This is a genomic window from Cupriavidus neocaledonicus, from assembly GCF_000372525.1.
Taxonomy (GTDB): Bacteria; Pseudomonadota; Gammaproteobacteria; order Burkholderiales; family Burkholderiaceae; genus Cupriavidus; species Cupriavidus neocaledonicus.
This window is the reverse complement of sequence record NZ_AQUR01000068.1, coordinates 19,817-46,521: the sequence shown is the minus strand read 5'-3', so window position 1 is coordinate 46,521 and position 26,705 is coordinate 19,817. Positions and strand designations below refer to the sequence as shown.

The following is a 26,705-nucleotide window of genomic DNA, read 5'->3' as shown; positions in this document are numbered from 1 at the left end:
GAGTGAAAATGATCAGACTCGACGATCTGCAACTGTTTTTGCGAACCGCAGCGCTTGGCAGCTTCTCGAACGCCGCTCGCGAGGCCGACCTGCTGCCCGGACAGGTCAGCGCAGCCATCCAGCGCCTGGAGAAAGAGCTCGACATCCGGCTGTTCGCACGGTCCACTCGCAGCCTGCGGCTCACTGCCGAGGGCGAACAGTACCTGCCGTATGCGGACGAAGTGCTGGCCAAGCTCAAGGAAGGCCGGGACCGCCTGCACGGCGAACAGCGTGCATTACAGGGCACGCTGAAGATCGCCGCCCCGTCAGACCTTGGCCGCAATATCCTGCTGCCGCTGCTGACCGCGTTCCGGGAATCCCACCCGAAACTTGTGCTCCGGCTGTCCCTGTCCGACCAGGTCTCCGACGTCTTTCGCGACCCGGTGGACATCGCCTTCCGGTATGGCATGAACGAAGGCGCCACCTATGTCGCCCTGCCGCTCGCGCCCGACAATCGCCGCGTGCTGGTGGCGTCTCCGGACTACCTTCGGCGCCACGGCCGGCCCGCATCGCTCGACGACTTGCTCACGCACCAGTGCTTGCCCTATGTGTTGGGCGGCCGGGTCCATGACCGTTGGAGCTTTCCGATCGCCGGCACGCGGCGGCAGATCACCGTCAAGGGCACGCTGATGTGCGACGACGCGGAAATCGCGCGGCGCTGGGCACTGGATGGACGCGGCATCGCCTACAAGTCCTGGCTCGACGTCTGCGATGACGTCGAAGAAGGCCGCCTGGAACTGCTGTTGCCTGACCAGCCCGGCGAGCCGGCACCCCTCAACCTGGTCTGCCCGCATCGCCGTCAGTTCTCGCCCGCCGTCAGATACCTGCATGCCGCGCTGCTCGACCCACTGATGGCCATGAGCGCACGGATGCGTAAACTGTAGATGGAGTGATCGCCTCCCGCCACGCCAAATCGCGTCAGCATAACCCCAGCTGCTACGAAATGGTCCAGAAGGAAGCCGATGTATTCACCGGTGGGAATCGAGAAAGTTATGCCTTCGCGATCTGCCGCCGTAGTTGCACAGCCAATTCCGGATGTGCATGGCTTCTGCGCTCATATGGTAGCTCGGCGCCATGGCCGAGGCATCTCGCAGGTTAGCTGCGGACACCTTCTTAGCGGACGGCAGTCGATGGTTTTTGGATGCAATAAGCTGTGAGCGCCCTTCGTATAGCGGACGTGAACAGAACTTCCACGTGCTGCCTGCGCAGCGCCGCTCCGATGTCGGCGGTGCGCAGGCGCGCGCCGAGGTCGATCACTCCGCCGGCCGTCGTGACTCCAAAGCTCTTTCGCCCCTGATGGACGAAGCTGACCAGTTTCATAGGTATCCCTGATTCGGTGTTCGGGTCGGGAAGGTGGCGCTCAGGCGCGCCGCACCACCATGCAGGTGGCCGTGGCAGTCGCCAGCAACTGACCGTCCTGCCAGAGTTGTCCAACCACGTTGCAGACGTTGCGGCCGCGCCGCTCCAGCCGCGCCCGCCCTTGCAGCGGCCCCGGCCGTCCGGGCCGCAGAAAGGACAGGTTGAGGTTCAGCGTCGAACAAGCCTCGCCGTTCGCCAGCGTGGAGGTGACAAGCATGGCGGTCACGTCGTCGAGCATCGCGCCGAGCATGCCGCCCTGCACCTGTCCGGCAGGGTTCAGGAATGTGTCCTTCGCCACGTAGGCGGCTTCAAGCGTGCCCGCTTCCGTGTCGACGGTGCGGACTTCGCCGCCAAGCAGGCCACAGATGGCCGGTGGGGGCACCTCGCCTCGGCGCATGCGGGTGAAGTAGTTGTCGGGCGTCATATCCGCTTCAGTGTCCGGTAAAGCGCGGCGCCCGCTTCTCGCGCCACGCCAGCGCGGCTTCGCGCAGGTCGTCCGAGGCGTCGGCGCGGGCAATGTCCCTCGCCAACTCGTCAGCATCGAGCATGCCGCGCGCGATGCGGTTCATGTGCTTCTTCATGCCGAGCAGAGCCAGCGGCGCCATGCCGCCCAACGTTTCGCTAACCTCCCGCACACGAGAGCGCAGCAGGTCTACGCTCGATTCGAGGCCATCGAGATAGCCGATGCGCAGCATGGCGTCGGCGTCGAAGCGCTCCGCCAGCAGCATCACGCGCTTGGCCGCGGCCAGACCCAGCCGCGTGACGTAGCGTTCCAGTCCGCCGCGGTAGAACAGCAGGCCGAGGCGGGCCGCCGGCACGTGCATCTCGACTGCCGGTGCGCCGAAACGGAAATCACATGCGAGCGCCAGATCGGTCGCGCCGCCGTAGACGCCGCCGTGCAGCACGGCAATGGTGACCGGGCGCGCCTGTTCCAGCGCTTTAGCCAACGCCTCGAAGCGGGCACTGACGTCGGCGCCGCCAAGGCAGCCGATGTTGAACCCGCTACAGAAGTGTCGGCCTTGTCCCTCAAGGCGCAGCACGCTTATCCGGCTGTCCGCGTTCACCGTCTCCACGTAGTGGCGCAGCAGGTCGAGGTCTTCCGGCTCCAACCGGTTCGCCACCTCCGGGCGACGCAGCGTGATGAGGGCTAGATGGCCGTCGATCGCCAGTTCGGGCGGCAGCCCTTGCGGGGTCTCGCTCATGGAATCGGACCTCGTTCAGTGGAAGCCGTAGATGCGCATGGTGGTCTCGCCCGCTTCCACGCGCTTGAGGATGGCGGCTTCGGTAGCCTCGCGGTCTTGCGCCTTGCGGACCACCTCGGCGGCGCGAGTGCGTGGCACCACCACCACGCCGTCACGGTCGCCGACGACCAGGTCGCCGGCTTCTACCCGCGCGCCGCCGACCAGCACCGGCGCATTGAGCCAGCCGATCGCACCATAGTCCTTGCCGGTACCGCGGATGCACAGACCGCGTGCGAACACCGGGAATCCGATCTCCTGCAGCAGCACGCCGTCGCGCACGCAGCCGTCAATGACCAGACCGCCCAGTTTCCTGACCTTTGCCGCCGTTGTCATGATTTCGCCCCAATACCCATGATCATAGGCACCGCTCACGTGCACCACGAGCACGTCACCGGGCTGCGCGATATCCAGCGCGCGATGCAGCCACAGGTTGTCTCCGCCGGGGGAATGGACCGTCAGCGCCGGCCCGCAGATGCGGAACCCCGGTGCCACGGGCTTGATGGCGGGCGACACCACGCCGATCTTGCCGCCCGCTTCATGCAGCGTGGCGGTGGGCAATGCGCGCGCATCGTTGACGATTTCGGCGCTGACCCGATCGAATTCACGGATCGTCGTGCTCGTTGCGTCGTGTTCCACCATGATCAGGCTCCCTTGGTCTGCAACTGGTGGTAGCGAAACTGGCGGCGCGCCTCGTCCAGGCGCATGCCGCCGCGCACGGCTTCGCGGATGGCATTCTCGGCGTGCTCGATCTGCTCGGCGGTATCCAGCACGGCGGATTCATGCTCGCGCGGGATGACCACCACGCCATCGGCGTCGCCGCGCAGGATGTCGCCAGGCTGCACACGCGCATCGCCGATATTGACGACCACGTTGGTGGCTTCCACCTGTACGCGGTCCTTGCCAGTGCGCATCCAGTGGTCCTTGCTGAATACCGGGTAGCCTAGCTGGCGGCACAGGGCCACGTCACGGCACACGCCGTCGATAACGGTGCCGGCAATGCCGCGGCGGTGCGCGATCTCGGTGAGGATGTCGCCCCACACCGTGGCGTTGTCGCGGCCACCGTTGTCGAGCACGAGGATGCTGCCCGGCGGCACGTCGTCGATGTAGTCTCCCACAGTGCCGGGCGGGTTCGATGCCGGGCCATACAGCAGCGTGTAGGCGCGCCCTGCCGTGGCGAAGCCTTCGCCACGGGCCTTGATGCGATAGCACTGGCCGGCGATGCCGTGCTTGTCCAGCGCGTCGCTGAGCGTTGCCGTATCCAGCTTCGCGGCGCGCGCGACGTTGATGTCCTGTGGTTCGCTCATCTCTTTCAACCCTTCAGCATGTGTTCGTAGTTGCCGCCCATGACTTCCCCGATGGGCGTGCCGCCCAGGATGGCTTTCGCCATCACGGACTCCTTGCGCACGATCGCTTCGGCCGTCTCGAGCACGCGGGCGATGTCGCGCGCGGCGATGAAGATCACGGCGCTGCGGTCCGCGACCACGTAGTCGCCCTCTTCCACCGTGACGTTGCCGATCTGCACCGGGACATTGGTGCCCTGCTCCACCACGCGGCTGCGTGCCGTGAACGCGGTCAGCGCACGGCTGAATACCGGGAAATCGAAGTCGAGCGCTTCATCGATATCGCGCACCGGTCCGTCCGCCACGACGCCGGCAACGCCGCGCACCTTGGCCCCGAGCGACAGCAGCCCGCCCCAGCTTCCCGCCTCCACGCCGGTGCGCTGCTCGACGACGATGATGTTGTCCGGGCCCGCCTGCTCGATCGCCGTGCAGCCGAGATGGCGCACCGGCCCGGGCGGCGGCGCGCCAGTGCCAAGCTTGACGGTGATGGCTCGGCCGGCAATCCGCCCGGCGCCGGAACGCTGTGGCAGGCCGGTCACGGTGCCAGCCAGCTGGAGTTTGTCGAGCGCGTCGGATACCGCGCAGCAGTCGAGCCGGCGCAGGCGTTGTACGTTGGATTCGGTTTCACTCATGGTCGTTGGTATGCCTTTTCTTCGGTTATTCAATCCAGCGTCTGCCAGGCCGCGAAGCACAGGCCGGTGCCGGTCAGCGCAGGCGTGCGGTAACCCGGGACGTAGGAAACCCATTCAAGGTCGAGGTCGCGCACGGCCTCGACGGCGATCAGCCAGTTGCGGATTTCGGAGCTGCCCGCCTGGAGCTGGCGCGGGTCCAGCGAGGCGAGGAAGCCGGGGTCCTTCCGGCGGATGGCATCGATGATCGCGTTGTCGAGATCGGCATCCACCACGAAGTGGCTCAGGCCGCCCGAGGCCAGCACACCCACGCGCAGGTCTTCGGGATACGCGGCGATCAGCTCGCGCAGCGCGGCGCCAAACTGGATGCATCTGCGCGGCGTAGGCTGGTTGGGCGGGTCAAAGGTATTGACGATGACGGGCACCACTGGCAAATCCAGGCCTTGCAGGTAGCGGCGGTGGATGAACGAGAACGCATGGCCTTCGAACTGTCCGCGTTCGAGCCCGTCCATCGCGGTGATGTCGAAATCGCGGTCGCACAGCGCGCGGATCAGCCAGCGGCTCATATCGGCGTTGACCGGGTAGTCGCGGTCGGCGTCGGGCTCCTGACGTGCCATGCGGGCCTTCTTGTACCAGCCGTCGGAGGCGCCTTCGTCGCGCTTCGCATTGCGGATGGTGTCGCCGTAGTAGATCGCGAAAGCCGGGTTGTTGGTGGTGCGGAACAGTTCGGTCTGGTCATCGCCAACCACCAGCAGCACGTCGAGCCGTGCGGCGCGGATGCGGTCTCGCAGCTCGTCCATGGCGGCTTCGGCCTGGTCGTAGCGCTGGCCCATGCGCTCGGGCGTCACCATGGACTCGGCATCGCCCGGAGCAATCGCGAGCAGCGCTTCATAGGTTGTCGGGTTGCCCGCGCGATCGAAGTAATGCGGGTTCTTCGGATCGACCTGGCGGAAGCCGTGTTGCCAGTCTTCACGCTGACAAACCAGCATGATGCTGTGGGAGGAGCCGAAAGCGGCGACGAGTCTTGCCATGGAAGTGTCCTTGCGTTCAAACGCGTTCAAACGATATGGGCGGCGCGCAGTTCGTCGACCTGCGCGGCGGTGTAGCCAAGCTCGTGCAGGATGTGGTCGGTGTTGGCGCCCTGCTCCGGCGCGGGCTGCGGTGGCAGGTCGCGCGGATAGCGCGAGAGGCGCATCGGCTGCCCTACCAGTGCGACGTCGCCAAGTTCTGCGTGCTGCATCGGCCAGGCCACTGCAAGGTGCTTCACCTGTGGATCGGCAAATACCTGGTCCACGCGATGGATCGGGCCGCACGGCACGCCGGCCTTTAGCAACCGCTCGGTCCATTCGGCAGTGGTGCGCGTGCGCAGCGCCGCCTCGATCGCGGCATTGACCTTGTCGCGGTTGCGCACGCGCTCCGGATCTGAACCCAGGCCGGGCTCGTCGACGAGCTGCGGCACTTCGAGCGCCTCGCACAGGCGCTTCCACATGGTCTGGCCGATGGCGGCGATATTCAGGTAGCCGTCGCGCGTGGCAAACACGCCCGTCGGCACCGTCAGCGGATGTTCGTTGCCGGTCTGTTCCGGCACCTTTCCGTCGAGCAGCCACTGCGCGGCCTGGAAGTCCAGCATGGCGATCTGCGCTTCCAGCAGCGAGGTCTGCACCCACTGCCCCTCGCCCGAGGCCTCGCGCTCCAGCAGCGCCGTGAGGATGCCCATCGCGCAGAAGTGGCCGGCGCACAGGTCCGCGAGCGGAATGCCCACACGCATCGGGCCCTCGCCCGGCTTGCCGGTCACGCTCATCAGCCCACCCATGCCCTGCGCGATAGAGTCGAAGCCGGGCCAGCCCGCGTAGGGGCCGTCCTGGCCGAAGCCGGAAATGCTCGCGTAGACCAGCCGCGGGTTGATCGCGCGCAGCGCATCCGGGCCGATGCCGAGGCGGTGCTTCACGTCGGGGCGGTAGTTCTCGATGAAGACATCGGCACGCCTGACCAGCTCGTGCAGTATCTTCACGCCCTCATGAGTCTTCATATTCAGCGTGAGGCTTTCCTTGTTGCGGTGCAGGTTCTCGTAATCGGCACGGTTGTGGTCGCGTCCGCCAATCATGTCGTCGCCCCCGGGCGCACCCGGCGGGATCTCCAGCTTGATCACGCGCGCACCCATGTCGGCGAACAGCCGCACTGCGGTGGGACCGGCGCGTACGCGCGAGGCGTCGAGGACGGTGAAGCGGGACAGCGGGCCCTTGCGCCCGGCCGTGCCGTGCTCGTTATGTCGGGTATCAGCCATGGTCGTTGCCTAAGGTCCTTATGCCGGGGTGAACATCGGCACGGCATAGCCGCCGTCGCTAGGCTTGAACACGACCTTGACGCGCTGGCCGATCTCGATCTCGCGCGGGTCGCAGTCCACCAGGTTGGTCATCATCGTCACGCCTTCATCCAGCCGGACGTAGGCGAGCGTCCACGCGGCCTCAGCCTTGCCCATGGTGCTGAACGAGTAGACCGTGCCCAGGCCGCTGGCATCGCGCCATTCGGTGCGGTCGGACTGGCAATGCGGGCAGATATCGCGCGGGTAGTAGTGCGGTGCGTGGCAGTCCAGACAGGCCTTCAGCAGCAAGCGGCCGGCGTCTGCGGCTTCCCAGAACGCCCGGCTTTCCGGCAGCGTGCGCGGCGCGGGAATCTTGCGCGGGCCGGCGGGCGGCGCCTTGGCTGCCGCGTTGGCAGGGGTGGCTGGAGTGGCGGGTGTGCTCATGGTGTTCATTCCCTTTCAAGGATCAGCGTGGCCGCGGTATGGCGCGAAGCCAGCGCACCGCCGATGCCGCTGGCCAGCGCCAGGTCGCAGTTGCGGACCTGTACGGCGGGATGCGCCTCGGCGCGCAGCTGGCGCACGGCCTCGATCACCTTGGTGACGCCGCCGCGGTTGGCCGGGTGGTTGTTGCACAGGCCGCCGCCGTCGGTGTTGAACGGCAGGCGTCCCACGCCGGAAATCAGCCCGCCGTCGGCGACGAACTTGCCGCCCTCGCCCTTCTTGCAAAAGCCCAGGTCCTCAAGCTGCATCAGCACGGTGATAGTGAAGCTGTCGTACAGCGACGCGTACTTGATGTCGGCAGGCGTGACGCCGGCTTCGGCGAATGCGGCCGGGCCCGACCATGCGGCAGCCGACCACGTCAGGTCGATGTTCCCGCCCATGGCGTGCTTGGGCGCTTCGCCGGTGCCCCGCACCTTCACCAGCGGACGCTTCAGCTGGCGGGCGATCTCGGGGCGAGCGACGATCAGCGCGCCGCCGCCGTCGCTCATCACGCAGCAGTCCAGGCGGTGCAGCGGATCGGCCACCATTGGCGAGCTGACGACGTCCTCCACCGTCACCACATTGCGCAACATGGCGTGCGGGTTGTGCTGCGCGTGATGGGACGCGGCCACCTTGATCCACGCGAGCTGCTCGCTGGTGGTGCCGAACTCGTACATATGGCGCTTCGCCACCATGCCGTAGAGGTTCTGCGTGGCCGGGCCGAATGGCAGTTCGAAGGCCACGTCGGGCGCATCCGGATCCGGGGCCCGCAGGGCAAGCGCGGCGCCTGCGGCGCGGGGGCGCCCCGCCAGCGTGATCAGCGCAACGTTGCAGCGCCCCGCGGCGATGGCCTCGGCAGCGTGCGCCACGTGCAGGATCGGCGCGGAGCCGCCGCATTCGGTGGAATCCACGTGGCGCGGCTTCAGGCCGAGGTATTCCACGATCGTGGTGCTGCCAAGGCCGGGTGCATCGCCGGCACAGAAGTAGCCGTCGACATCGGCAGCGGTGAGGCCGGCGTCGGCCAGCGCGCCGCGGGCCACATCGGCATGCAGGCGTGCCACCGACAGGTCATCGGCTTTGCGTGTGGGATGCTCGTAGGCTCCCACGATGTAGGCGGATCCGTTGAGGGTCATGATGAATGGCGGAAGCTTGGGAAGAGATGCGGGACGTCGCCGTTGCCGGATTCACTGGTCAGGGGTGAAGCCACTGGCCTTGATCACCGGCCCCCAATAGGCCAGTTCCTTGCGCTGGAGGCGGTCCAGGTCTGCGGCCGGCCGGAAATCGGGATTCAAGGTGGCCCGCTGCTGCAGCGTGGTGCGCACGTCAGGCATGGCAAGTACCTTGCCGAGCGCGGCCTGCATGCGGTCCAGTTCTGCCTTGGGCGTGCGAGCCGGAGCCCAGATGCCGGCCCACGCTTCGCCGCTGTCGACTGCAACGCCCTGCTCGGTCGCGGTCGGCACGCCCGGCAGCAGCGGCGAGCGCGCCGCGCCGAACACGGCGAGGATGCGGACCTTGCCGCTCCTGGCATGCGGCAGGATGTCGCCGGCGGTCATCACGGCCGCAGCGAGCTGCCCGCCGAGCAGGTCGGTGACAAGGGGGCCGTTCCCCTTGTATGGCACGACGTTCATCGGTACGCCGATCGCCTTGCCGAACTGCAGGCCGGTGAAGTGCGTCTGCCCGCCCAGGCCGGCGGTGCCGAACAGGGCTTTGCCGGGATGCGCCTTCACCCATTCCACGAAGCCCTTCATATCGGTGACGCCGGTCTGGCTGCTCACGACCAGCGCCAGCGGATACGAGATCACCACCGCCACTGGCACCAGGTCGGCCAGCAGGTCGTACTTGAGCGTGGCCGGCGGGTACAGCAGCGTGGGAAAGATGGCGGTGGCATTGGGCGCCACCATGTAAGTAAGCCCATCCGGCGCGCTGTGCTTGAGCATGCCGGTGACGACACGGCCGCCGGCGCCGGGCCGGTTGTCGACGATCACGATCTGGCCGAGCTCGCCTTGCAGCTTCTCGGCCAGCACGCGCGCCACGGTATCGGTGGAGCCGCCCGGCGGGAAGCCGACCAGGAACTTGATCGGCGGCTTCTCCTGCGCCTGTGCACCGCAGGCGAATGCCAGCGCGAGGGCCAGTGCGCCGCAGGCCGCGCGGAGGGTACGGATGAGGGCCATGTCTTTGTCTCCTGTATGTTTCTTGTGTGAACCGGTCAGGGGGCAGGTCAGGCCTGCCGGGCAAAGCAAGCCAGGTGGTACCCGGCATCCCCGAACAGCTGGTTGATGACCATCAGGCGCTTGGCGTAATGGCCGACGCGGCATTCATCGGTCATGCCCATGGCGCCGTGCATCTGGATCGCCCACTGTCCGACCTGCCGGCCGGCCTGCCCGATCACGGTCTTGGCGGCGGATACCAGCCGGCGCCGCTGCACGGGATCGCCATCGGCGACCGCCATGGCAGCCACGCAGGCCATCGACTTGCACTGTTCGAGCGCGATCAGCATGTCCGCGACGCGGTGCTGCAGCACCTGGAACTTCGCCAGCAGCGAGCCGAACTGCCTGCGCGTGTTCAGTTGATCCGCGGTCAGGTCCAGCAAGGCTTCCAGTGCGCCGACGGCTTCCGCGCACAGTACGGCGTTGGCTCGGTCGGCGGTGGTGATAATCGCTGGCAGCGCGCCGCCCGTCTGGCCGACCACGGCGTCGGCGCCGAGGGCTACTTCGCGCAACGCCAGATGCGCGGCACTGCGGCCGTCGAGCGTGGGGAACTCGCGCACGCTCACGCCCGGTGTTCCCGCCGGAACGAGAAAAAGCGTGATACCGGCTTCATCGGCGACATCACCCGCGGTGCGGGCCGCCACGATGAAGGCATCGGCCCGCGCGCCATCGAGCACGAGCGTCTTGGCACCGGCGAGCACCCAGCCGTCGCCATGCGCTCGAGCCCGCGTGCTGACGCGCGACAGGTCATAGCGGGCATCGGCCTCGCCAATCGCCAGGGCCAGCCTGGCCTGCCCCGCAGCCAGCGCCGGCAGCCACTGCTGCCGCTGCGCGGGCGTGCCGGCCTCGTCGAGCAGTTGTCCGGCGAGCACCACGCTCGACAGCCATGCACCCCCGCCGAGCGCCCGGCCGAGCTCCTGAGCCACCAGCATCACCTCGGTCGGGCCCTGCTCGCTGCCGCCCACGTCCGCCGCCAGGGGCAGTCCGAGCAGGCCAAGTTCGGCCATGGCCGACCAGCGCGCGGCGGCTTCGCCGTCGCTCTCGGCATCGCCGCGGCGATGCGCGGGGTACTCGCCGTCGCAGAAGCGGCGCACCGCATCGCGCAGCGCGATATGTTCATCGTTGAGAGAAAAGTCCATGGTCTCGGTACGGTGTCAGGCCCGGTTTCAGGCTGTAAGGAAGGCCTTGCTGATCAGGTTGCGCTGCACTTCGTTGACGCCGCCGTAGATCGACAGCTTGCGCGCGTCCAGATAGTTGGCGGCCAGCGCCGACAGTTCGAGCGGGCTGGCGGGGTCGTCCAGATCGCCGCGCAGCGCCGCTTCCTCGAACGGCACGGCATGCGGGCCCGCCACTTCCACCAGCAGTTCGTAGATGGCCTGGCGCAGTTCGGTGCCGCGCACCTTGAGCATCGACGCTTCCACGGCCGGCACCCGGCTCTGCTGGTTTGCGCTGAGCAGGCGCAGCGCGGTGAACTCCAGCGCCAGCAGCTCGATCTCGAACTGCGCCAGGCGCGACTGCAGCACCGGATCGGCATCCAGCCCCTCGCTGGCCGCCAGCGCCCGGGCGCGCTGCAATTGCTGCTTGCAGGAGCCGATGCCCGCGATGCCCGTGCGCTCATGGCCAAGCAGGTACTTGCCGTAGGACCAGCCCTTGTTCAGCTCGCCTACCAGGTTCTCCACCGGCACGCGCACGTTGTCGAGGTAGCACTCGTTCAGGTCGGTGCCGCCTTCCAGCATGCGGATGGGCCGGACCTGCACGCCCGGCGTATTCATGTCGATCAGCAGGAACGAGATGCCCTCCTGCGGCTTGGCCGCGTTCGGGTCGGTGCGCACCAGCGCGAACATCATCGAGCACCAGTGCGCATACGAGGTCCACACCTTGTGGCCATTCACGACGAAGTGCTTGCCGTCGGGTTCCAGCACCGCGGTGGTCCGCACCGCCGCGAGGTCCGACCCGGCGCCCGGTTCGGAGAAGCCCTGCGCCCACCACGTATTGCTCTGGCGGATATCGGGCAGGTACTTCGCCTTCTGCTCGGGCGTGCCGAAGGCGATCAGCACCGGGCCCAGCATCTGGATGCCGCTGGCGATGATGCGCGGCGCTCCACCGAGCATGGTTTCCTCGTCGAAGATATAGCGCTGCACGTGGTTCCAGCCCGGGCCGCCATGTTCGACGGGCCAGCCAGGCGTAAGCCAGCCGCGCGCTTCGAGGATGCGGAACCACGTCACGTAATCGGCATGCTCGAGGCGCAAGCCGAGTTCGACCTTGCGCCGGATGTCAGCGGGCAGGTTCGCCTTGACGAACGCACGCACCTCCTGGCGGAACGCCTCGTCGGCGGCAGAGAAAGTCAGCTTCATGGTGTATGCGTGGTTCAGGCTTGCGGGGCGCACACGACCAGCGCATCGAGCGCGAGCACACGGTCGGGATACGCCACAAGCGGATTGACATCGATCTCGGTGATGGCCGGGTTGGCGCGCATCTGTCCGCCGATCTGCGTCACGGCCCGCGCGATGGCGGTTACGTCGACCGCGGCCGCGCCGCGGATGCCGCGCAGCAGCGAAGCGGACTTGAGCCGGCCCAGCTCCTGTACGACATCGGCTTGCGAAAGATCTGCGGGGATCAGCCGCACATCCTTGAGCGCCTCGATCCACACGCCGCCCAGCCCCACGAGCACGACGGGCCCCCAGCCGGCGTCGCGGCGCGCGCCGACCACCAGTTCGAGCCCGCGCGGGCCCATGGCCTCGACGAGCACGCCATCGAGCGTGAGGTCCGGACGATGGGTGGCGATGTTCTGCTGCAGGCGATCCCACCCGGCACGCAGCGCGGCTTCATCGGCCAGGCCGACGATCACGCCGCCGACGTCGCTTTTGTGCGGCAGCTCGCTGGCCTGCGCCTTGATCACCACGGGGTAGCCGATGCGCGCCGCAATCGCGGCGGCTTCATCGGCACTCGTCGCCAACGCGCCCTCGGGCACGGCCAGGCCGGCCGCGGCCAGCCACGCCTTGCCCTGATACTCGGCAAACACACCCGACGGCGGAACCGCGCCCGGCAATGGCACCGCTGCCGGCACCGGCTGGCTGGCGCGGCCGGCACGCTGCAGCGCCTCGCCATAGGCGGCAACCCGGGCCAGCGCGCGCAACGCACGGTCGGGCGAGCGGAAAAACGGCACGCCGCTGGCGCGAATGGCATCGACAAAGAACGGCTCGATGGGGCCGTTGTCTCCGGTCACGACCAGCACTGCCGGTTTGCCGGCACGGGCCAGCGCCGGGACGATGTGCTCGGCCTTGTCGCGTTGCGCCACTTCGGGGCCCGCGGGAATGCTGAGCACGATGCTGCCCACGGCCGCATCGGACAGCATGGTCAGCAGCACCTCGCCAACCAGGCCGGGGTTGCGCACGCCGATGGTGGTGTAGTCGAGCGGGTTCTCGGCCACCGCGTAGTCCGGCAGCATGGCCTTGAGACTTGCCGTCGTTTCCGCGCCGAGCGGGGGCAGCGCCAGGCCGAGCCCGTCGCAGAAGTCCAGTGCGACGTTCTTCATCGCGCCGGAACCCGTCATAAAAGCCGGGCCGCCGGCAGGCGGCACCGGGAAACGCAGCAGGATGGCTGCAGCGTCGACAAGCTCGTCAGGGGTATCGACCAGCACCACGGCTTCGCGCGCCAGCGCGACGGCAGCGGTAGCGTGATCGCCGGCCAGTGCACCGGTGTGCGACTGGGCCGCTTCGCGGGCACGCTCGCTGCGGCCCGGCATCAGCATCACGATCGGCTTGCCGGCCTCGCGCGCCTTGCGCGCCAGCGCCAGGAACGTGCGCGGGCGGCGCACCTGTTCGGCGTACACGGCCAGCACGCGCGTCTGCGGATCATCGATGTAATGGGCGACGAAATCCTCGACGCCCAGCGAAGCCTCGTTCCCCGTGGAGACCACCGCGGTCAGCGGCAGGCCGCGCCCGACGAAGGCATCGCGCATATTGGCGGCCATCGCCCCGCTCTGCGCCACCACGCCGATACCGGGACGCCCGCCGCACGGATAGGGTTGCACCGCTTCGAAGGTCACGGGCACGCCGGTTTCGAAATTCGTGAAACCCATGCAGTTCGGCCCGAGCAGCACCATGCCGGCGTCACGCGCGTCGGCGGCAAGCTGGTCCTGCCGTTCACGGCCGGCATCGCCGGTCTCCGCATAGCCAGAGGCAAACAGGACCGCCGCCCGGGTGTCCTTTGCGGCCAGGCCGCGCACGGCATCGAGCACGCCGGCCTCGGGAATGGCCAGCACGGCCAGGTCGATACCGGCCGGCAGTTCATCGACCGTCTTCACGCAGCCACGGCCATTGATCTCGGTGCTGCTGCGGCTCACCAGGTGAATGGCACCGGCGTAGCCGAAGCGCTCCAGGTTCGCCAGCACGAAGCCGCCGAACGAGCGCGGGTCCGCCGATGCGCCCACGATGGCAATGGAAGCCGGGCGGAGGACGCTGGTCACGGCAGCTACCGCGGCTTCTGCCGCCTGTTGGGGCTGCCAGGCCTGGGCGTCGGGAAAGTCAGAGGTCTTCATGGGGTGCTCTTCCAGGAAATGGGGGCGTTTGCTTCGTGTTGATTGGATTCTGGCATACCAGAACAGCAGTTTCAATACACCAGAAAATCATGTTTATTGAAATTTACTAGGGAATTTCCCTTAGCTTGCCGGCGCGGGGACGGCTCCTGAGGGCCGTATGAACGTCTTCCACGCCACCGCCACCAAGCTCTCGCGCGGCCTGCTGGCGTCACGTCGCTCCAAGCCTGAAGGCCAGTCTTGGAGCGGGATTCCGGGAAGTTGCCGAGCAAACGGCTAGTGCGCGGGCCTCCCTTCTTCCCAGCATAGGAGAGGAATGACGAAGAATCCTGGCCACCACAAGTGCAAACTTTTTCGGCCATCTTTGCATACCACCATCTTCATGTTGTATATTTCTACGCAACAACGAGATGCTTGTTTGTGCCATACCGTATGCAACCGACCCGTCCAACCATGAACCCACCGCGCCCCGCCGGGCGTCACGGCCGGAACGAAGAGATCCGTGCCGCGCTGGAGGCGGAAATCGAGGCCGGCGTCCTGTGTCCCGGCGCACCGCTCGACGAACGGGAACTGGCGCAACGCTTCGGCGTGTCGCGCACGCCGGTGCGGGAAGCCCTGCAGCAACTGGCCGCGCACGGACTGGTCAGCATCGCCCCGCGCCAGGGTGCGGCGGTCGCGCGCCTGTCTGTGGGCAAGGTGCGGGCGATGCTCGAATACGTGGGGGAACTGGAGTCGCTGGCGGCGCGGATGGCTGCGCGCCGCGGTGACGAAGCCCTGCATGCCGCGCTCGACGCCGGACTGGCGCTGTGCCGGCGCGTTGCGGCGACACCGGGTGCGGTCGGCTACGCCGCCGCTAACGCGGCTTTCCACGAAGCCATCTACCAGGGCTGCCGCAACGAGATCCTCGCGAGCCATATCCGCGCGGCGCGGCGCTGCCTGCAGCGCTATCGCATGCGCGACTTCGCCACCGCCCAGCAGGTAGCGAAGTCGCTCGAAGACCACCTGCGCATCGCCGCAGCAATCCGTGCCGGCGACGAGCAGCAGGCCGCCGACGCCATGGCCTTCCATGTGCCGGCCGGCACCACCGGCTTCGCCGAATTCCTCGCGACCGTGCCGACCCATTTTTTCGACGGCGGCCATGCCGCCGACTCCTGACCCCGACTTCGCGACTTCAGGCATCCCATGACCAGACCTCTCCGTTCGATCGACGTGCCCGGCCTTGCGCACAACGCCCCCATTCCCACCGCCGCCCGCGTGGGCAATGTCATTTGCACCTCCGCCATCTCGGGCAAGGATGCGGCCACCGGCGAGCTGCCGGGCGGGGCCGACGCGCAGGCGGCGCATGCGTTTCGCAATCTCGCGAGCGTGCTCGCGGCCGGCGGTGGCAGCGTGGCCGACGTGGTGAAACTGACGATCTACGTGAAGGACAACAGCGTGCGCGAAGCCATCAACGCCGAATGGCTGCAGTACTTCAGGAACCCCGAAGACCGCCCCGCGCGGCACATCGTCGTGCATGACCTGCAGCACGGCATGCTCCTGCAACTCGAATGCCTGGCCGTCCTGGCCGGCGCCAACCAAGGCTGAACACCATGATCATCGATTCCCACGCCCACGTCGTCATGCCGCCGGAGAGCTTCCGCTACATGGCGGAACTCATCGGCGGCCGCGCCAATCCGTCCACCACGCCGAAGGTTCCGGACGCTTCCGTGCGCAAGGCGGCCGAAGAGCTGGTGCGCAGCATGGATGCCGTCGGCACCGACATGCAGTTCATCTCGCCGCGCCCCTACCTGCAGATGCATTCGGTCAAGCCCGGCCGCGTGACGGAGCTGTGGTCCCGCCACTGCAACGACATCATTGCGCGCTTCGTCGCCATGTTCCCGGACCGCTTTCGCGGCGTGGCCGGCCTGCCGCAGCACATGCTGGAATCCCCGGCGGAGCGCGCGGTGCCCGAGCTGGAGCGCTGCGTGAACGAGCTTGGCTTCGTCGGCTGCCTGATCAACCCGGACCCGACCGAGAGCGAAGGCCCCACGCCGCCCGGCCTCGGCGACCAGTTCTGGTATCCGCTGTACGAAGCCATGACGCGCCTGGACGTGCCGGGGCTGATCCATTCCGCCGGCAGCTGCAGCGCGCGCGAGTCGTACACGCTCAAGTTCATCAACGAGGAGAGCATCGCCGTCGTCTCGCTGCTGAACTCGAAGGTATTCCAGGACTTCCCGAACCTGAAGATCGTGGTGGCGCACGGCGGTGGCGCGATTCCCTACCAGATGGGCCGCTTCCGCTCGTGGTCGGTACGCAAGGGCGAGACCGTCACCTTCGACGAGCAACTGCGCAAGCTCTACTTCGACACCTGCAACTACTCGACCGAAGCGATTGACCTGCTGCTGAAGGTGGCCGGCACCGACAACGTGCTGTTGGGCACCGAGAAGCCCGGCACCGGCAGCGCGCGCGACCCGCTGACTGACCGCGACTACGACGACATGAAGCCGGTGATCGAAGCGATCTCGTGGCTGACGGACGCGCAGCGCAAGAACATTTTCGAATGCAACTGCAGGCGCCTGTACACGCGCGCCTTCCGCACCGATGAGGAGTGCTGAGATGCCGCTGACCCAGGAAGACAATGACCTGCTCACACGCGTCGAGAACGGCGCGCCGATGGGCGAGATGATCCGGCAGCATTACTGGATTCCGGCCGTGCCGTCGGCGCGGCTGATGGCCGATGGTGCGCCCGTGCGCGTGCGCCTGCTGGGGAACAACTACGTCGCGTTCCGCCGCACCGACGGTGCCGTGGGCGTACTCGACGAACTGTGCCCGCACCGCAAGACCTCGCTGCTGATGGCGCGCAACGAGGACAACGGCCTGCGCTGCATCTTCCACGGCTGGAAGCTGGGCACGACCGGCGAAGTCATCGAGGCGCCGAACCATGTCGGCGACCAGGCCCAGTTCTGCAAGCACGTGCGCGTGAACCGCTACGGCGTGCAGGAACGCGGCGGCATCGTGTGGGTATGGCTGGGCAAGGGCGAACAGGCACCGAAGTTCCCCGACCTGCCGTTCACGTCGCTGCCCGAAGAGCAGCGTTCGGTCACCAGCCAGGAAGTGCCGACTAACTGGGTGCAGGGCGTGGAAGCGTCGATGGATTCGTCCCACGTCGGCGTGCTGCATGAATCGACCACACAGATCACGGCCGGCTCGGGCAACCAGCGCATGCACATGACGCAGGCGCTCGCACCGCGCCTGGAATTCGAGGACCGCCCCTACGGCTACCGCTATGCGGCGCTGCGCCCGCTGGCTGACGACAAGCTCTATGCGCGCGTGAACAACTTCGTCATGCCGTGGTACGGCATCATCTGCGCGCCCGATGAAAAAGGTCCGAGCACTGTGTTCTTCTCGACGCCGGTGGACGATGTCACGCATCGCGCCTGGTTCGTGCATTTCAACCCGCACCGCCCGCTCGGCATGACGATCATGTCGGCCACGCCCGACGTGTGGAACTTCCCGCCGCTGCCGCCGGGCACGCCCGCTGACAACTGGGGCCAGAACCGAGACCTGATGCGCCGCGGCCATGCCACCGGGTTCCCTCAGCACCTGGGCACCGAGGACTTCGCCATGTTCATCGGCCAGGGGCCGATTGCCGACCGCACCACCGAGCAGCTGTGCTCGGCGGATGGCGCGGTGCTGCGCGTGCGCCAGGCGTTGCTGAAGTCGGTGCGCGAGTTCCAGGCCGGCAAGACACCGACGCTCGCCGACAACCCGGAGCTCGACTACAGCCGGATCGTCTCGGTCGGTGGCGTGCTGCCCGCCGGAGAAGACTGGCGATCGCTCGCCACAGCGGCCTGAAGCCGCCGGCACAAGACTGACAAGAAGACGGAGACACAGATGAACAGCCCCCGCTTCCGCTCGCGCCGCCAGCTGTTGCTGGCGGCGTGCGCCGGCCTCGCCGCGCCCGCCGTCTCTTTGGCGCAGCTGCGCGGCAAACCCGCCATCCGCATCCTGGTCGGCCTGCCGCCCGGCGGCGGCACCGATGCCATTGCCCGGTATTTCTCGGATTCCCTGCCCGCGCTGCTGGGCCAGTCCGTGATCGTGGAAAACCATGTCGGCGCCGGCGGCCGGCTGGCCGCCGACGTGCTCAAGTCCGCCGAGCCGGACGGCATGACCTACATGATCGCCCCCAACGCCACGCCCACGTTCCAGACGCTGGTGTTCGGCAAGCAGCTCAAGTGGGACCTGTGGCGCGATTTCACGCCGGTTGCCGGCCTGGTGTCCTACCCGACCGGCATGGCCGCGGGCATGGCAACCGGCGCGCCCGACGCAGGCGCGTTCGTGCGGTGGGCGCGCGCCAATCCGCAGCAGGCCAGCTTCGGCACGCCGGGGCTGGGCGGCCAGAACCATTTCCTGGGCCTGCAGTTCGCCAGGGCGGCCGGCATTGCGCTGTCCGTCACGCCCTACAAGGGCACGCCGCCGATGATCACCGACCTGCTCGGCGACCATATCCCATCGGCCGTCACGCTGCTGCAGGACCTGCTGCGCCACCACCGCGCCGGCAAGATGCGCCTGCTCGGCATCTTCAGCGACAAGCGTTCGCCGCTGGCGCCGGACATCCCGACCATGGCCGAGCAGGGCATCCCCGTGCGCCTGGGCGATGCCTGGACGGCCATGTGGGCGCCGGCGCGCACGCCGCAGCCTGAGATCGCACGCGTGCAGGCGGCGCTGAAGACCATCCTGGCTGCGCCGCAGGCACGGCAAACCCTGATGACCCGGCTCGCGGTGGTGCCCGACTACCTCGACGGCGAGCAGATGGCGCGCCGCCAGCGCGCCGAGCTGGAAACGTGGGGACCCATCATCCGCGCCTCGGGCTTTCGCGCCGAACTCTAGAAGCCGGGACGGCAAGACTCTTCGCGGCGATGTACGCCGTGGCGGCAGCAAAGGCTGCACGGGCCGCACGCGCGGAAGCGCCCCTGCTTCGACCGGAGACATCCATGAGCATTACCGATACCCTGCAAGTCCGGGTCAAATCCATCAGTTGGGAAGCCGAAGGCATCCTGGCCTTCGAGCTGCGGCCCGAGCCGCCACTGCGTACCCTGCCCGCCTTCACGGCGGGCGCGCATATCGACCTGCATTTGACCAACGGCCTGATCCGCAGCTATTCGCTGCTGAACCCGCAGCGCGAAACGCACCGCTACGTGATCGGCGTCAACCGCGATGCGCAGAGCCGCGGCGGCTCGCGCTACCTGCACGAAACCCTGCGCCCCGGCGACGTGCTGACCATCAGCGCGCCGCGCAACAACTTCCCGCTCGACGATTCGGCGTCGCTGGCGGTACTGGTGGCCGGCGGCATCGGCATCACGCCGATCCTCGGCATGATCCATCGGCTGCGCGAACTGGGCCGGCCGTGGCGGCTGCACTATGCCGCGCGCACGCGCAAGCAGGCAGCGTTCGCCGAGACGCTGGAAGCCATGGGCATGGAGCCTGGCGGCGAGGTCCACCTGAGCTTCGACCGCGAAGCCGGCGCGGAACGCCTCGACGTCGCGGCGATCGCCGCAAGCCTGCCGGAAGGCGCGCACATCTACTGCTGCGGTCCGGTGCAGATGCTGGAGGCCTTCGAACAGGCCACCGCATCGCTGGCACCCGGGCGCGTGCATCGCGAGTACTTCGCCGCGCGCGAAGACGCGGCCACCGCCGGCGGCTTCACCGTCGAACTGGCGCGCACCGGCCGCAGCATCGAGATCCAGCCTGGCAGGACCATCCTGGAATGCCTGATCGCCGAGGGCGTGGAGCCCATGTATTCGTGCCAGGAAGGCGTGTGCGGGACCTGCGAGGTACGCGTGCTGGACGGCGAGCCGGACCACCGCGACCTCGTACTGAATGCGGCCGAGCGCGCCGCCAACAACCGGATGATGGTGTGCTGCTCGGGCTCGAAGAGTCACAAGCTGGTGCTCGATCTGTAGCCAGCGCACCGTGGCACCACGTAATCTGAAAGGAGCATGACATGAGCACCGCACTGGTGACCTATGAACTCGACGGCAACATCGCGCTGATCGGCCTGAACCGGCCCGAGAAGCGCAATGCCATCAACGAAGAGGTGGTCTGGGCCCTGCACGACGCCGTCTTGCGTGCCGGCGAAGAAGCCGACGTCGGCGTGCTGTTCGGCCACGGCAGCAACTTCTGCGCGGGGCTCGACCTGAAGGAAGCGCTGGCACGCGCGTCCGGCGAGCAGCCGCGGCCACGCAAGCGCACGCGCCACTCCTGGCACACCGTGTTCGACGGCATTGCTCGCGGGCCGATCCCGTTTGTCGCGGCGCTGCACGGCGCGGTAGTCGGTGGCGGGCTGGAACTGGCCACGGCCGCGCACATCCGCGTGGCGGACGAATCGGCTCTCTTCGGCCTGCCTGAAGGACAGCGTGGCATCTTTGTCGGCGGCGGCGGCACCGTGCGCATCCAGCGCGTGGTGGGCTACACCGTGATGGCCGACATGATGCTGACTGGCCGCCTGCTCAATGCCCAGGAGGGCGAGCGCGACCACATCGTGAGCTACGTGGTGCCGCAGGGCCAGGCATTGGCCAAGGCGCGCGACCTGGCCGGGCTGGTCGGGCGCAATACCGCCGACACCAACTGGCGCATCACCAACGTGCTGCCGCGCATCAACGACCTGTCGCACGACGACGGCCTGTTCGTCGAATACCTGACCTCGAACATCCCGCGCCCGCCGGAGGCGGCAGAACGCCTGCGCGACTTCGTCGAAGGCCGTGCCAAGCCCCTCGCCGTCGCGGGCGAGACATCCGAATAAGCCAAGCAACGCCATGACCACCACGACTCCAACCGACGCCGGCGCCGAAGCACAGGCCACGGCAGACTACGTCCGCTTCGCCCAGGCTGAAGCGGCCCATATCCCGGACTTCCCGCAGGACCTCCCGTTGCGCCCGGTCGGCCAGGTGGCCGTGGTGGGCGCGGGCACCATGGGCGGCGGCATTGCGATGGCGCTGGCCAATATCGGCATGCCGGTCACGCTGATCGACAGTAGCGAGAAAGGGCTCGATACCGGCCTGCGCCGCGTGCGCGACAACTATGCCGGCAGCGTCTCGCGCGGCAAACTCGAACCCTCGGCCATGGAAGCGAGGCTGTCGCTCATCAAGGGCTCCGTCGATCTGGCTGACGCCGCGTCCGCCGACATGGTGATCGAAGCGGTCTTCGAAGACATGGCGCTCAAGCAGCAGGTGTTCCGCGAGCTCGATGCACTGTGCAAACCCGGGGCGATCCTCGCCACCAACACCTCAGGGCTGGACGTCGACGCCATCGCGGCAGTCACGCAGCGCCCGCAGGACGTGGTCGGGGCTCACTTCTTCAGTCCGGCCCACGTGATGCGCCTGCTCGAAGTGGTGCGCGCGCGGGACACCGCGCCGGACGTGATCGCCACGCTGATGGATCTTGGGCGGCGCATGGGCAAAACCGCCGTGCTCGCGCGCGTCTATCCGGGCTTCATCGGCAATGCGCTGTTCCGCAACTACACGCGCGAAGCGCATTTCCTGGTCGAGGAAGGCGCGCTGCCGCATGAGGTCGACCAGGCGCTCACCGACTTCGGCTATGCGATGGGCATCTTCGCCGTACACGACATGGCCGGCAACGACGTGGGCTACCAGACCCGCAAGGCACAGATTGCAACCCGTCCACAGGACCGGCGCTGGAACGACCTGATCCTCAAGCTGACCGAACTGGGCCGCCTGGGGCAGAAGAGCGGCAAGGGCTGGTACCGCTACGAACCAGGCAGCCGCCAGCCGCTGCGTGACCCGGAAGTCGAGGCCTTCATCGAACAGGAGTCCGCACGGCTTGGCATCGCACGGCGCCCCGTCAGTGCCGACGAGATCATCAAGCGCTGCGTCTACAGCATGGTCAACGAGGGCGCGAAGCTGCTCGAAGCCGGCGTGGCGCTGCGGCCCAGCGACATCGACACCGTCTACCTGACCGGCTATGGCTTCCCGGCGAGTCATGGCGGCCCGATGCACTACGCCGACCGCATCGGGCTGCGCGAGGTGTACGCCGACATCCAACGCTTCCACGCGGAGCACGGCTACTGGTGGGAACCGGCGCCGCTGCTGGCCCGGCTGGCGCACCAGGACAAGACCTTCGCCGACTACCAGCGCGGCAAAGCATAGGGTCGCGAGCGCGCATTTTCCGCCTATCCGGCTGCGCGCCGTCGCATTCCAAACACGAAGTTCCTTTTTATTCAAATACCAGCACGCGTTATTTCTGCCACTTCCCGGATCAGGGGATGACAGCCAAAAACATGGAGGAGAACATCATGAAAAGAAACCTGGCCGGCCTTGCCTGCGTCATTGCCAGTGCCAGCGCGGCCGCGCAGACATCGGGCGTCACGCTGTACGGCGTGGCCGACGCCAACATTGAATACACGAACAACAACCTGGGAACAGGGCCCGACGGGCATTCCAAGGTCGGCGTGAGCTCGGGCGGCCTGTCCCCGAGCCGCTGGGGCCTGCGCGGCGTGGAAGACCTGGGTGGCGGAAAAAAGGCGCTGTTCGCGCTGGAAAGCGGCTTCAGCCTGGATAACGGCATTTCAACGCAAGGCGGGCGCCTGTTCGGCCGCCAGGCATGGGTCGGCATGCGTGCCGGCGCGCACCAGGTGACGCTGGGCCGTCAATACACGTCGCTATTCCTGATGATGGCCAACTACTCGCCCACGGCGTATGCCACCACGTACGAACCGGTGGTCGGCATTGCCGGCGCGAACCTGCGCGAAGACAACATGGTGAAATACCATGTCGACCTGGGCCCGCTGACGGCGGAAGCGCACTGGAGCTTTGGCGAGCAGCCCGGCACGGTCGCGGGTTCGTCTGCCTACGGCGGCGGTTTCGACTACCGCATCGGCTCGTTCGGCGTCGCCGTTGCCTATGACAGCATCAACAGCGCCAAGACCGCCGATTACACCCGCACGCAGAAGGCGGCACTGGGCCTGCGCTACCAGATCACGCCGACGCTGCTCGCGCAGGCCGCGTATCGCTACAACAACAACGGCACTCGCGCCGCCAACACGGCTGCGCGCGACGACCTGTGGTGGGCTGCCCTGAACTACCAGGCAACCGGCGCCCTGCAGCTCACAGGGGCGTTCTACTACGACAATGTCAAGTCGCTGTATACCGCGACCGGCAAGAGCAATCCGAGCAACCCGTGGCAAGTCACGTTCATTGCGGATTATTCACTGTCCAAGCGCACCGACGTCTACCTCAGCACCGCTTACACCAAGAATGCGTCGCTGAACTTCGAAAGCCTGAACGGCGCTATGGCGGCTTACCAGATCGCACCGAACGAAAAGAGTCAGTTCGGCGTGGCAATGGGTATGCGGCACAAGTTCTGAGTCGCTGCCCAGGGACGCCGCGAAGCTGATCTCTCCCCTAAGCCCATAAGTGAGGGGGAGCCTGTGGGCCACCCGCGTGCCGGATCAGGCCGCCCGCGAGGCGGCGGGCTTGCGGCCACGTCTTGCGCCGCCGCGGGGGGCGGTGCTCCTGGCGGCGGCCGGCTCCCCGCCGCCCGCGCCCTCGAGGTAGCTGGCCGGCAAGGTGGAAAGGAATTCCGAGAATCCGGTCGTGCCCACCGGCGCGTGTTCAAGCATGGCCGCGTGGGCCGCGGTTTCATCTCCGCTGAGGATGGCGTCGGCCAGCCGCTGGTGGTCTTCCAACACGCGCTGCCGGCGCGCCGAGGTCTGGAAGATGCGCGGGCGGTAGCGCTGCATCAGCCGGCGAATCCCCTGGATCTGCTCCACCAGGTATTCGTTGTGGCTACCCGCATAGACCGTGTCATGGAACTCCGCATTGGCCTTGGCGAAGCGCTTGCCATCGTCTTCGGCATGCGCCTGCTCGCATTCGGCGCGGGCGGCCTTCAGGCGAACCCGCTGGTCGTCATCCATGCGGCGCGCGGCAAGTTTCGCCGCCACGGCCTCCAGCTCGCCGAGCAGTTCCAGGGTTTCGCGCAGTTGCGTGATCGACAGGCGCGAGACGAACACACCGACGCGAGGCACGATGCGCACCATGTTCTGCACTGACAATTGCTGCAGCGCCTCGCGCACGGGTGTGCGGGAGACGCCGAAGCGCTCCGCCAGCATGCGTTCGTCCAGCGGCGTGCCGGGCGGCATGTCGCCATCCTCGATTTCGCGCTGGATCGTGGCCTTGATTTCGCCGGCCATGCTCTTCTTTTCGGACTGTGTCATCTGATCTGAATAAGCGGTCTCTACTGCCCAGTATACCGAAACGGAATACTGGCATGCCATCCAGAACCAGAAATAAACAGCTACCGTCGACAAAGCGATGATTTGCGGGCCGGGTTGAAGCGCCTACGTTCTCGCCAAAAATTCCACCACCATCCGATTGAACGTCTCTGCATGCTCCCACTGCGCCCAGTGCCCGCAGCGGCCGAAGATATGCATCTGCGCATTCGGAATCCCGGCGATAAGCCGCAGCCCGACATCCAGCGGCACGAACCGGTCATCACGCCCCCAGATCACCAGCGTCGGCGCCGCAATCTCGCCAAGGCGCGCGCCGTAGTCGGTGAACTGTTTCGGATTCGCCGCCAGGCTCTTGACGAAGTTCTCCAGGTGGTCGCGCCGTGCCAGCATATTGTCCAGCCGTGCCTGCATCAGGTCGTCTGTCAGCGAGCTGGCGTCATAGACGAACACGTTCATCATGCGCTTCAGGTTCTCGATGGTCGGCTCGCGGTACAGGCCATTGAGCAGCTTGATGCCCTCCGTCGGCATCGGCGCGAACAGGCTCGGGCCGCCGGTGCCGCCGCCCATCAACACGAGCTTGCCGACGCGATGCGGATTGGCCAGCGCGAACGCGACCGCGCTGTGGCCGCCCATCGAATTGCCAAGGATATGCACGCGCTCGATGTCAAGCGCATCGAGCACGCCCTTGAGCACGCGGCCATTGAGCTCCGAACGCGAGCCCGCGTTGACCACCGGGTCGCTCTTGCCCCAGCCCGGGCAGTCGACCAGCAGCACGCGGTAGCCGGCGGCAACCAGCGGTTCGACGTTGCGGTTGAAGTTGGCCCAGCCGGTCGCACCGGGCCCCGAGCCGTGCAGCATGACAACGGTCTCGGCACCGGAGCCGGTGTCGTTGCAGTGGATGCGGAATTCGGTGTCGCCATTCCTGACGGTGACGAACCGGCTTGTGCTCGCTTCGGTGATGGCTTGTGCAGTAGCTTGCATGATGATCTTCCTTGCTCGACTGAATCTGTACTGAATGGAATGTGCGCCGGCAGTGCGCACGCTCAGGCGCGGCGGCCGCCCGGCACGGCCGCGCGGGTCTCCAGGCGCGGCGTGAACGAACCAACCACCGTCAGCGCGGCGACTGCCGCGATGACGATCAGCGGAATGCTGGCAGTCACCAGCATCGACGCGCTCTGGCCCAGCGCAAACAGCTGCCCGGCAATGAGCGGCCCGAGGATCGAGCCGAGCCGGCCGATTGCCACGGCCGCGCCCACACCGGTGCCGCGCACTTCGGTCGGATAGGCCTGGCCGGCCAGCGCGTACAGCACCGACTGGCCACCCACCAGGAACAGGCCGCAGAAGAACGCGCCCCACGCCATCGACACACTGCCGCCCGCCCCGGCGAGCCCCGCCAGCGCGGCCGCGATACCCACGTACATGCCCACCACCGTGAGGCGCCGGCTGAAGCGGTCCATCACACTGGCAATGCCGACCGCACCGATGCCGCCGCCGATGTTGAACATCATCATGGCGATGCCCGCCTGCGTGCGCGTCAGCCCGTTGGACAACACCATCGACGGCAGCCAGTTCATCAGGAAATACAGCACGATCAAGGTGCCCAGGTAGCTGATCCACAGCGCCAGCGTGGGTCGCACACGGCCGTTGCCGCACAGCGCTTCGACAAATCCGGGCGTGGCTTCCGTGCCCTTCACCGAGTGCGACTTCGCTTCGACGAACTGCGCCGACTCGGACAGCCACAGCGCGAGCAATGGCACCATCAGCAGCGGCCCGAAGCCGCCTACGTAGAAGATGTGTCGCCAGCCCTCATCGCCGGGACTGACGATGCCGATCGCGGCCGCCAGCGCGGCGCCGAACGGCATGCCGCAGTACATCGCGCCAACGGCCGTGCTGCGCTGCGCGGGTGACGCCGCTTCCGAGCACAGCGCGATCAGGTTGGGCATGGCGGCGCCCAGGCCAAGGCCGGTCAGCAGGCGCGCGACCAGCAGGCTTTCGAAGTTCCACACGAGCGTCGTCGCCAGCGAGAAAGCGCCGAACAGCGCTACGGACAGCATCAGCACGCGCTTGCGGCCCAGGCGGTCAGCCAGGCGCCCGCCCAGCGCCGCGCCCGGCAGCAGCCCGATGGCGCCGGCGCTGAACGCCCAGCCCATTTGCGCGACGGACAGCGAGAACTCCTTCGCGATACGCGGCGCGGCGACGCCGGCCGACTGCAGGTCGAGACCTTCCAGCAGGGCGATGGCCAGGCACAGGCCGATGGTGGTGATACTGCCCTTTGTGTTGCTCGCGTTGGCGCCTATGGTGTTTGATGAATTCATTCTTGTCTCCGCATTATCTGTATGCCGCTCT

At 67.3% G+C, this 26,705-nt stretch carries 27 protein-coding genes; 10 read left to right on the top strand and 17 right to left on the bottom strand.

Annotation, left to right across the window (positions count from 1 at the left end; translation table 11 throughout):
• Positions 1-8 precede the first annotated feature (8 nt).
• Positions 9-923: a LysR family transcriptional regulator gene (locus A3AG_RS0103140; RefSeq protein ID WP_018004030.1), complete on the top strand. Its 915-nt coding sequence runs from the start codon at positions 9-11 to the stop codon at positions 921-923.
• Between the two features lie 229 nt (positions 924-1,152).
• On the opposite strand, the gene A3AG_RS34310 is transcribed toward A3AG_RS0103140, so the two are convergent.
• From A3AG_RS34310 to A3AG_RS0103070, 14 genes are read right to left on the bottom strand one after another with little or no spacing between them, the layout of a single operon-like run.
• Positions 1,153-1,359 carry a hypothetical protein gene (locus A3AG_RS34310; RefSeq protein WP_018004029.1) on the bottom strand — a complete coding sequence of 69 codons (207 nt, stop codon included), beginning with the start codon at positions 1,357-1,359 and terminating at the stop codon, positions 1,153-1,155.
• Between the two features lie 40 nt (positions 1,360-1,399).
• Entirely contained in the window at positions 1,400-1,822 is a 423-nt protein-coding gene (locus tag A3AG_RS0103130; protein ID WP_018004028.1) for a PaaI family thioesterase, read from the bottom strand.
• A 7-nt stretch (positions 1,823-1,829) separates the two neighbouring features.
• On the bottom strand, positions 1,830-2,600 hold the full coding sequence (locus A3AG_RS0103125; protein ID WP_018004027.1) for an enoyl-CoA hydratase/isomerase family protein: 771 nt from the start codon (positions 2,598-2,600) through the stop codon (positions 1,830-1,832).
• A 15-nt stretch (positions 2,601-2,615) separates the two neighbouring features.
• Positions 2,616-3,278, bottom strand: a complete 663-nt coding sequence (locus tag A3AG_RS0103120; RefSeq protein WP_018004026.1) for a 4-carboxy-4-hydroxy-2-oxoadipate aldolase/oxaloacetate decarboxylase — start codon at positions 3,276-3,278, stop codon at positions 2,616-2,618.
• Positions 3,279-3,280: 2 nt separating this feature from the next.
• Positions 3,281-3,943, bottom strand: coding sequence for an RraA family protein (locus A3AG_RS0103115; protein ID WP_018004025.1), 663 nt, complete (start codon positions 3,941-3,943; stop codon positions 3,281-3,283).
• 5 nt (positions 3,944-3,948) lie between these two features.
• Positions 3,949-4,611: an RraA family protein gene (locus A3AG_RS0103110; protein WP_018004024.1), complete on the bottom strand. Its 663-nt coding sequence runs from the start codon at positions 4,609-4,611 to the stop codon at positions 3,949-3,951.
• Positions 4,612-4,640: 29 nt separating this feature from the next.
• Entirely contained in the window at positions 4,641-5,639 is a 999-nt protein-coding gene (locus A3AG_RS0103105; protein ID WP_018004023.1) for a DODA-type extradiol aromatic ring-opening family dioxygenase, read from the bottom strand.
• 26 nt (positions 5,640-5,665) lie between these two features.
• Positions 5,666-6,892 carry a CaiB/BaiF CoA transferase family protein gene (locus A3AG_RS0103100; RefSeq protein WP_018004022.1) on the bottom strand — a complete coding sequence of 409 codons (1,227 nt, stop codon included), beginning with the start codon at positions 6,890-6,892 and terminating at the stop codon, positions 5,666-5,668.
• An 18-nt stretch (positions 6,893-6,910) separates the two neighbouring features.
• A complete protein-coding gene (locus A3AG_RS0103095; protein WP_051073463.1) occupies positions 6,911-7,354 on the bottom strand; it encodes a Zn-ribbon domain-containing OB-fold protein in 444 nt (147 codons plus the stop codon).
• Between the two features lie 5 nt (positions 7,355-7,359).
• Complete coding sequence (locus A3AG_RS0103090) at positions 7,360-8,523, bottom strand: thiolase domain-containing protein (protein ID WP_018004020.1); 1,164 nt, start codon at positions 8,521-8,523, stop codon at positions 7,360-7,362.
• 51 nt (positions 8,524-8,574) lie between these two features.
• The gene (locus tag A3AG_RS0103085) at positions 8,575-9,561 is read right to left on the bottom strand and encodes a Bug family tripartite tricarboxylate transporter substrate binding protein (RefSeq protein WP_018004019.1); all 987 of its coding nucleotides are present in this window, start codon (positions 9,559-9,561) and stop codon (positions 8,575-8,577) included.
• A 47-nt stretch (positions 9,562-9,608) separates the two neighbouring features.
• Positions 9,609-10,736: an acyl-CoA dehydrogenase family protein gene (locus A3AG_RS0103080; protein ID WP_018004018.1), complete on the bottom strand. Its 1,128-nt coding sequence runs from the start codon at positions 10,734-10,736 to the stop codon at positions 9,609-9,611.
• A gap of 27 nt (positions 10,737-10,763) precedes the next feature.
• On the bottom strand, positions 10,764-11,951 hold the full coding sequence (locus tag A3AG_RS0103075; protein WP_026163892.1) for an acyl-CoA dehydrogenase family protein: 1,188 nt from the start codon (positions 11,949-11,951) through the stop codon (positions 10,764-10,766).
• A gap of 14 nt (positions 11,952-11,965) precedes the next feature.
• On the bottom strand, positions 11,966-14,137 hold the full coding sequence (locus A3AG_RS0103070; protein WP_018004016.1) for an acetate--CoA ligase family protein: 2,172 nt from the start codon (positions 14,135-14,137) through the stop codon (positions 11,966-11,968).
• A 450-nt stretch (positions 14,138-14,587) separates the two neighbouring features.
• Here A3AG_RS0103070 and A3AG_RS0103065 point away from each other — a divergent pair, with 450 nt between their 5' ends.
• From A3AG_RS0103065 to A3AG_RS0103025, 9 genes are all read left to right on the top strand, one after another.
• Entirely contained in the window at positions 14,588-15,289 is a 702-nt protein-coding gene (locus A3AG_RS0103065; protein ID WP_018004015.1) for a GntR family transcriptional regulator, read from the top strand.
• A 27-nt stretch (positions 15,290-15,316) separates the two neighbouring features.
• Positions 15,317-15,718 (top strand): RidA family protein, encoded by a 402-nt coding sequence (locus tag A3AG_RS0103060; protein ID WP_026163890.1) that lies wholly within the window; start codon positions 15,317-15,319, stop codon positions 15,716-15,718.
• Positions 15,719-15,723: 5 nt separating this feature from the next.
• Entirely contained in the window at positions 15,724-16,728 is a 1,005-nt protein-coding gene (locus A3AG_RS0103055; RefSeq protein ID WP_018004013.1) for an amidohydrolase family protein, read from the top strand.
• Position 16,729: 1 nt separating this feature from the next.
• Positions 16,730-17,968: a Rieske 2Fe-2S domain-containing protein gene (locus A3AG_RS0103050; RefSeq protein ID WP_018004012.1), complete on the top strand. Its 1,239-nt coding sequence runs from the start codon at positions 16,730-16,732 to the stop codon at positions 17,966-17,968.
• A 39-nt stretch (positions 17,969-18,007) separates the two neighbouring features.
• Positions 18,008-19,003, top strand: coding sequence for a tripartite tricarboxylate transporter substrate-binding protein (locus tag A3AG_RS0103045; RefSeq protein ID WP_018004011.1), 996 nt, complete (start codon positions 18,008-18,010; stop codon positions 19,001-19,003).
• A gap of 104 nt (positions 19,004-19,107) precedes the next feature.
• On the top strand, positions 19,108-20,076 hold the full coding sequence (locus tag A3AG_RS0103040; RefSeq protein ID WP_018004010.1) for a PDR/VanB family oxidoreductase: 969 nt from the start codon (positions 19,108-19,110) through the stop codon (positions 20,074-20,076).
• A 41-nt stretch (positions 20,077-20,117) separates the two neighbouring features.
• Entirely contained in the window at positions 20,118-20,915 is a 798-nt protein-coding gene (locus A3AG_RS0103035) for a crotonase/enoyl-CoA hydratase family protein (RefSeq protein ID WP_026163889.1), read from the top strand.
• 13 nt (positions 20,916-20,928) lie between these two features.
• On the top strand, positions 20,929-22,278 hold the full coding sequence (locus A3AG_RS0103030) for a 3-hydroxyacyl-CoA dehydrogenase (RefSeq protein WP_026163888.1): 1,350 nt from the start codon (positions 20,929-20,931) through the stop codon (positions 22,276-22,278).
• Between the two features lie 146 nt (positions 22,279-22,424).
• Positions 22,425-23,495, top strand: a complete 1,071-nt coding sequence (locus A3AG_RS0103025; RefSeq protein ID WP_026163887.1) for a porin — start codon at positions 22,425-22,427, stop codon at positions 23,493-23,495.
• A gap of 84 nt (positions 23,496-23,579) precedes the next feature.
• Here the strand turns inward: A3AG_RS0103025 and A3AG_RS31280 are convergent, their stop codons facing one another.
• From A3AG_RS31280 to mhpT, 3 genes are all read right to left on the bottom strand, one after another.
• On the bottom strand, positions 23,580-24,344 hold the full coding sequence (locus tag A3AG_RS31280; RefSeq protein ID WP_018004008.1) for a GntR family transcriptional regulator: 765 nt from the start codon (positions 24,342-24,344) through the stop codon (positions 23,580-23,582).
• A gap of 123 nt (positions 24,345-24,467) precedes the next feature.
• Positions 24,468-25,340 (bottom strand): alpha/beta fold hydrolase, encoded by an 873-nt coding sequence (locus tag A3AG_RS0103015; protein WP_018004007.1) that lies wholly within the window; start codon positions 25,338-25,340, stop codon positions 24,468-24,470.
• Between the two features lie 62 nt (positions 25,341-25,402).
• Positions 25,403-26,674: a 3-(3-hydroxy-phenyl)propionate transporter MhpT gene (mhpT, locus tag A3AG_RS0103010; RefSeq protein WP_018004006.1), complete on the bottom strand. Its 1,272-nt coding sequence runs from the start codon at positions 26,672-26,674 to the stop codon at positions 25,403-25,405.
• Positions 26,675-26,705 lie beyond the last annotated feature (31 nt).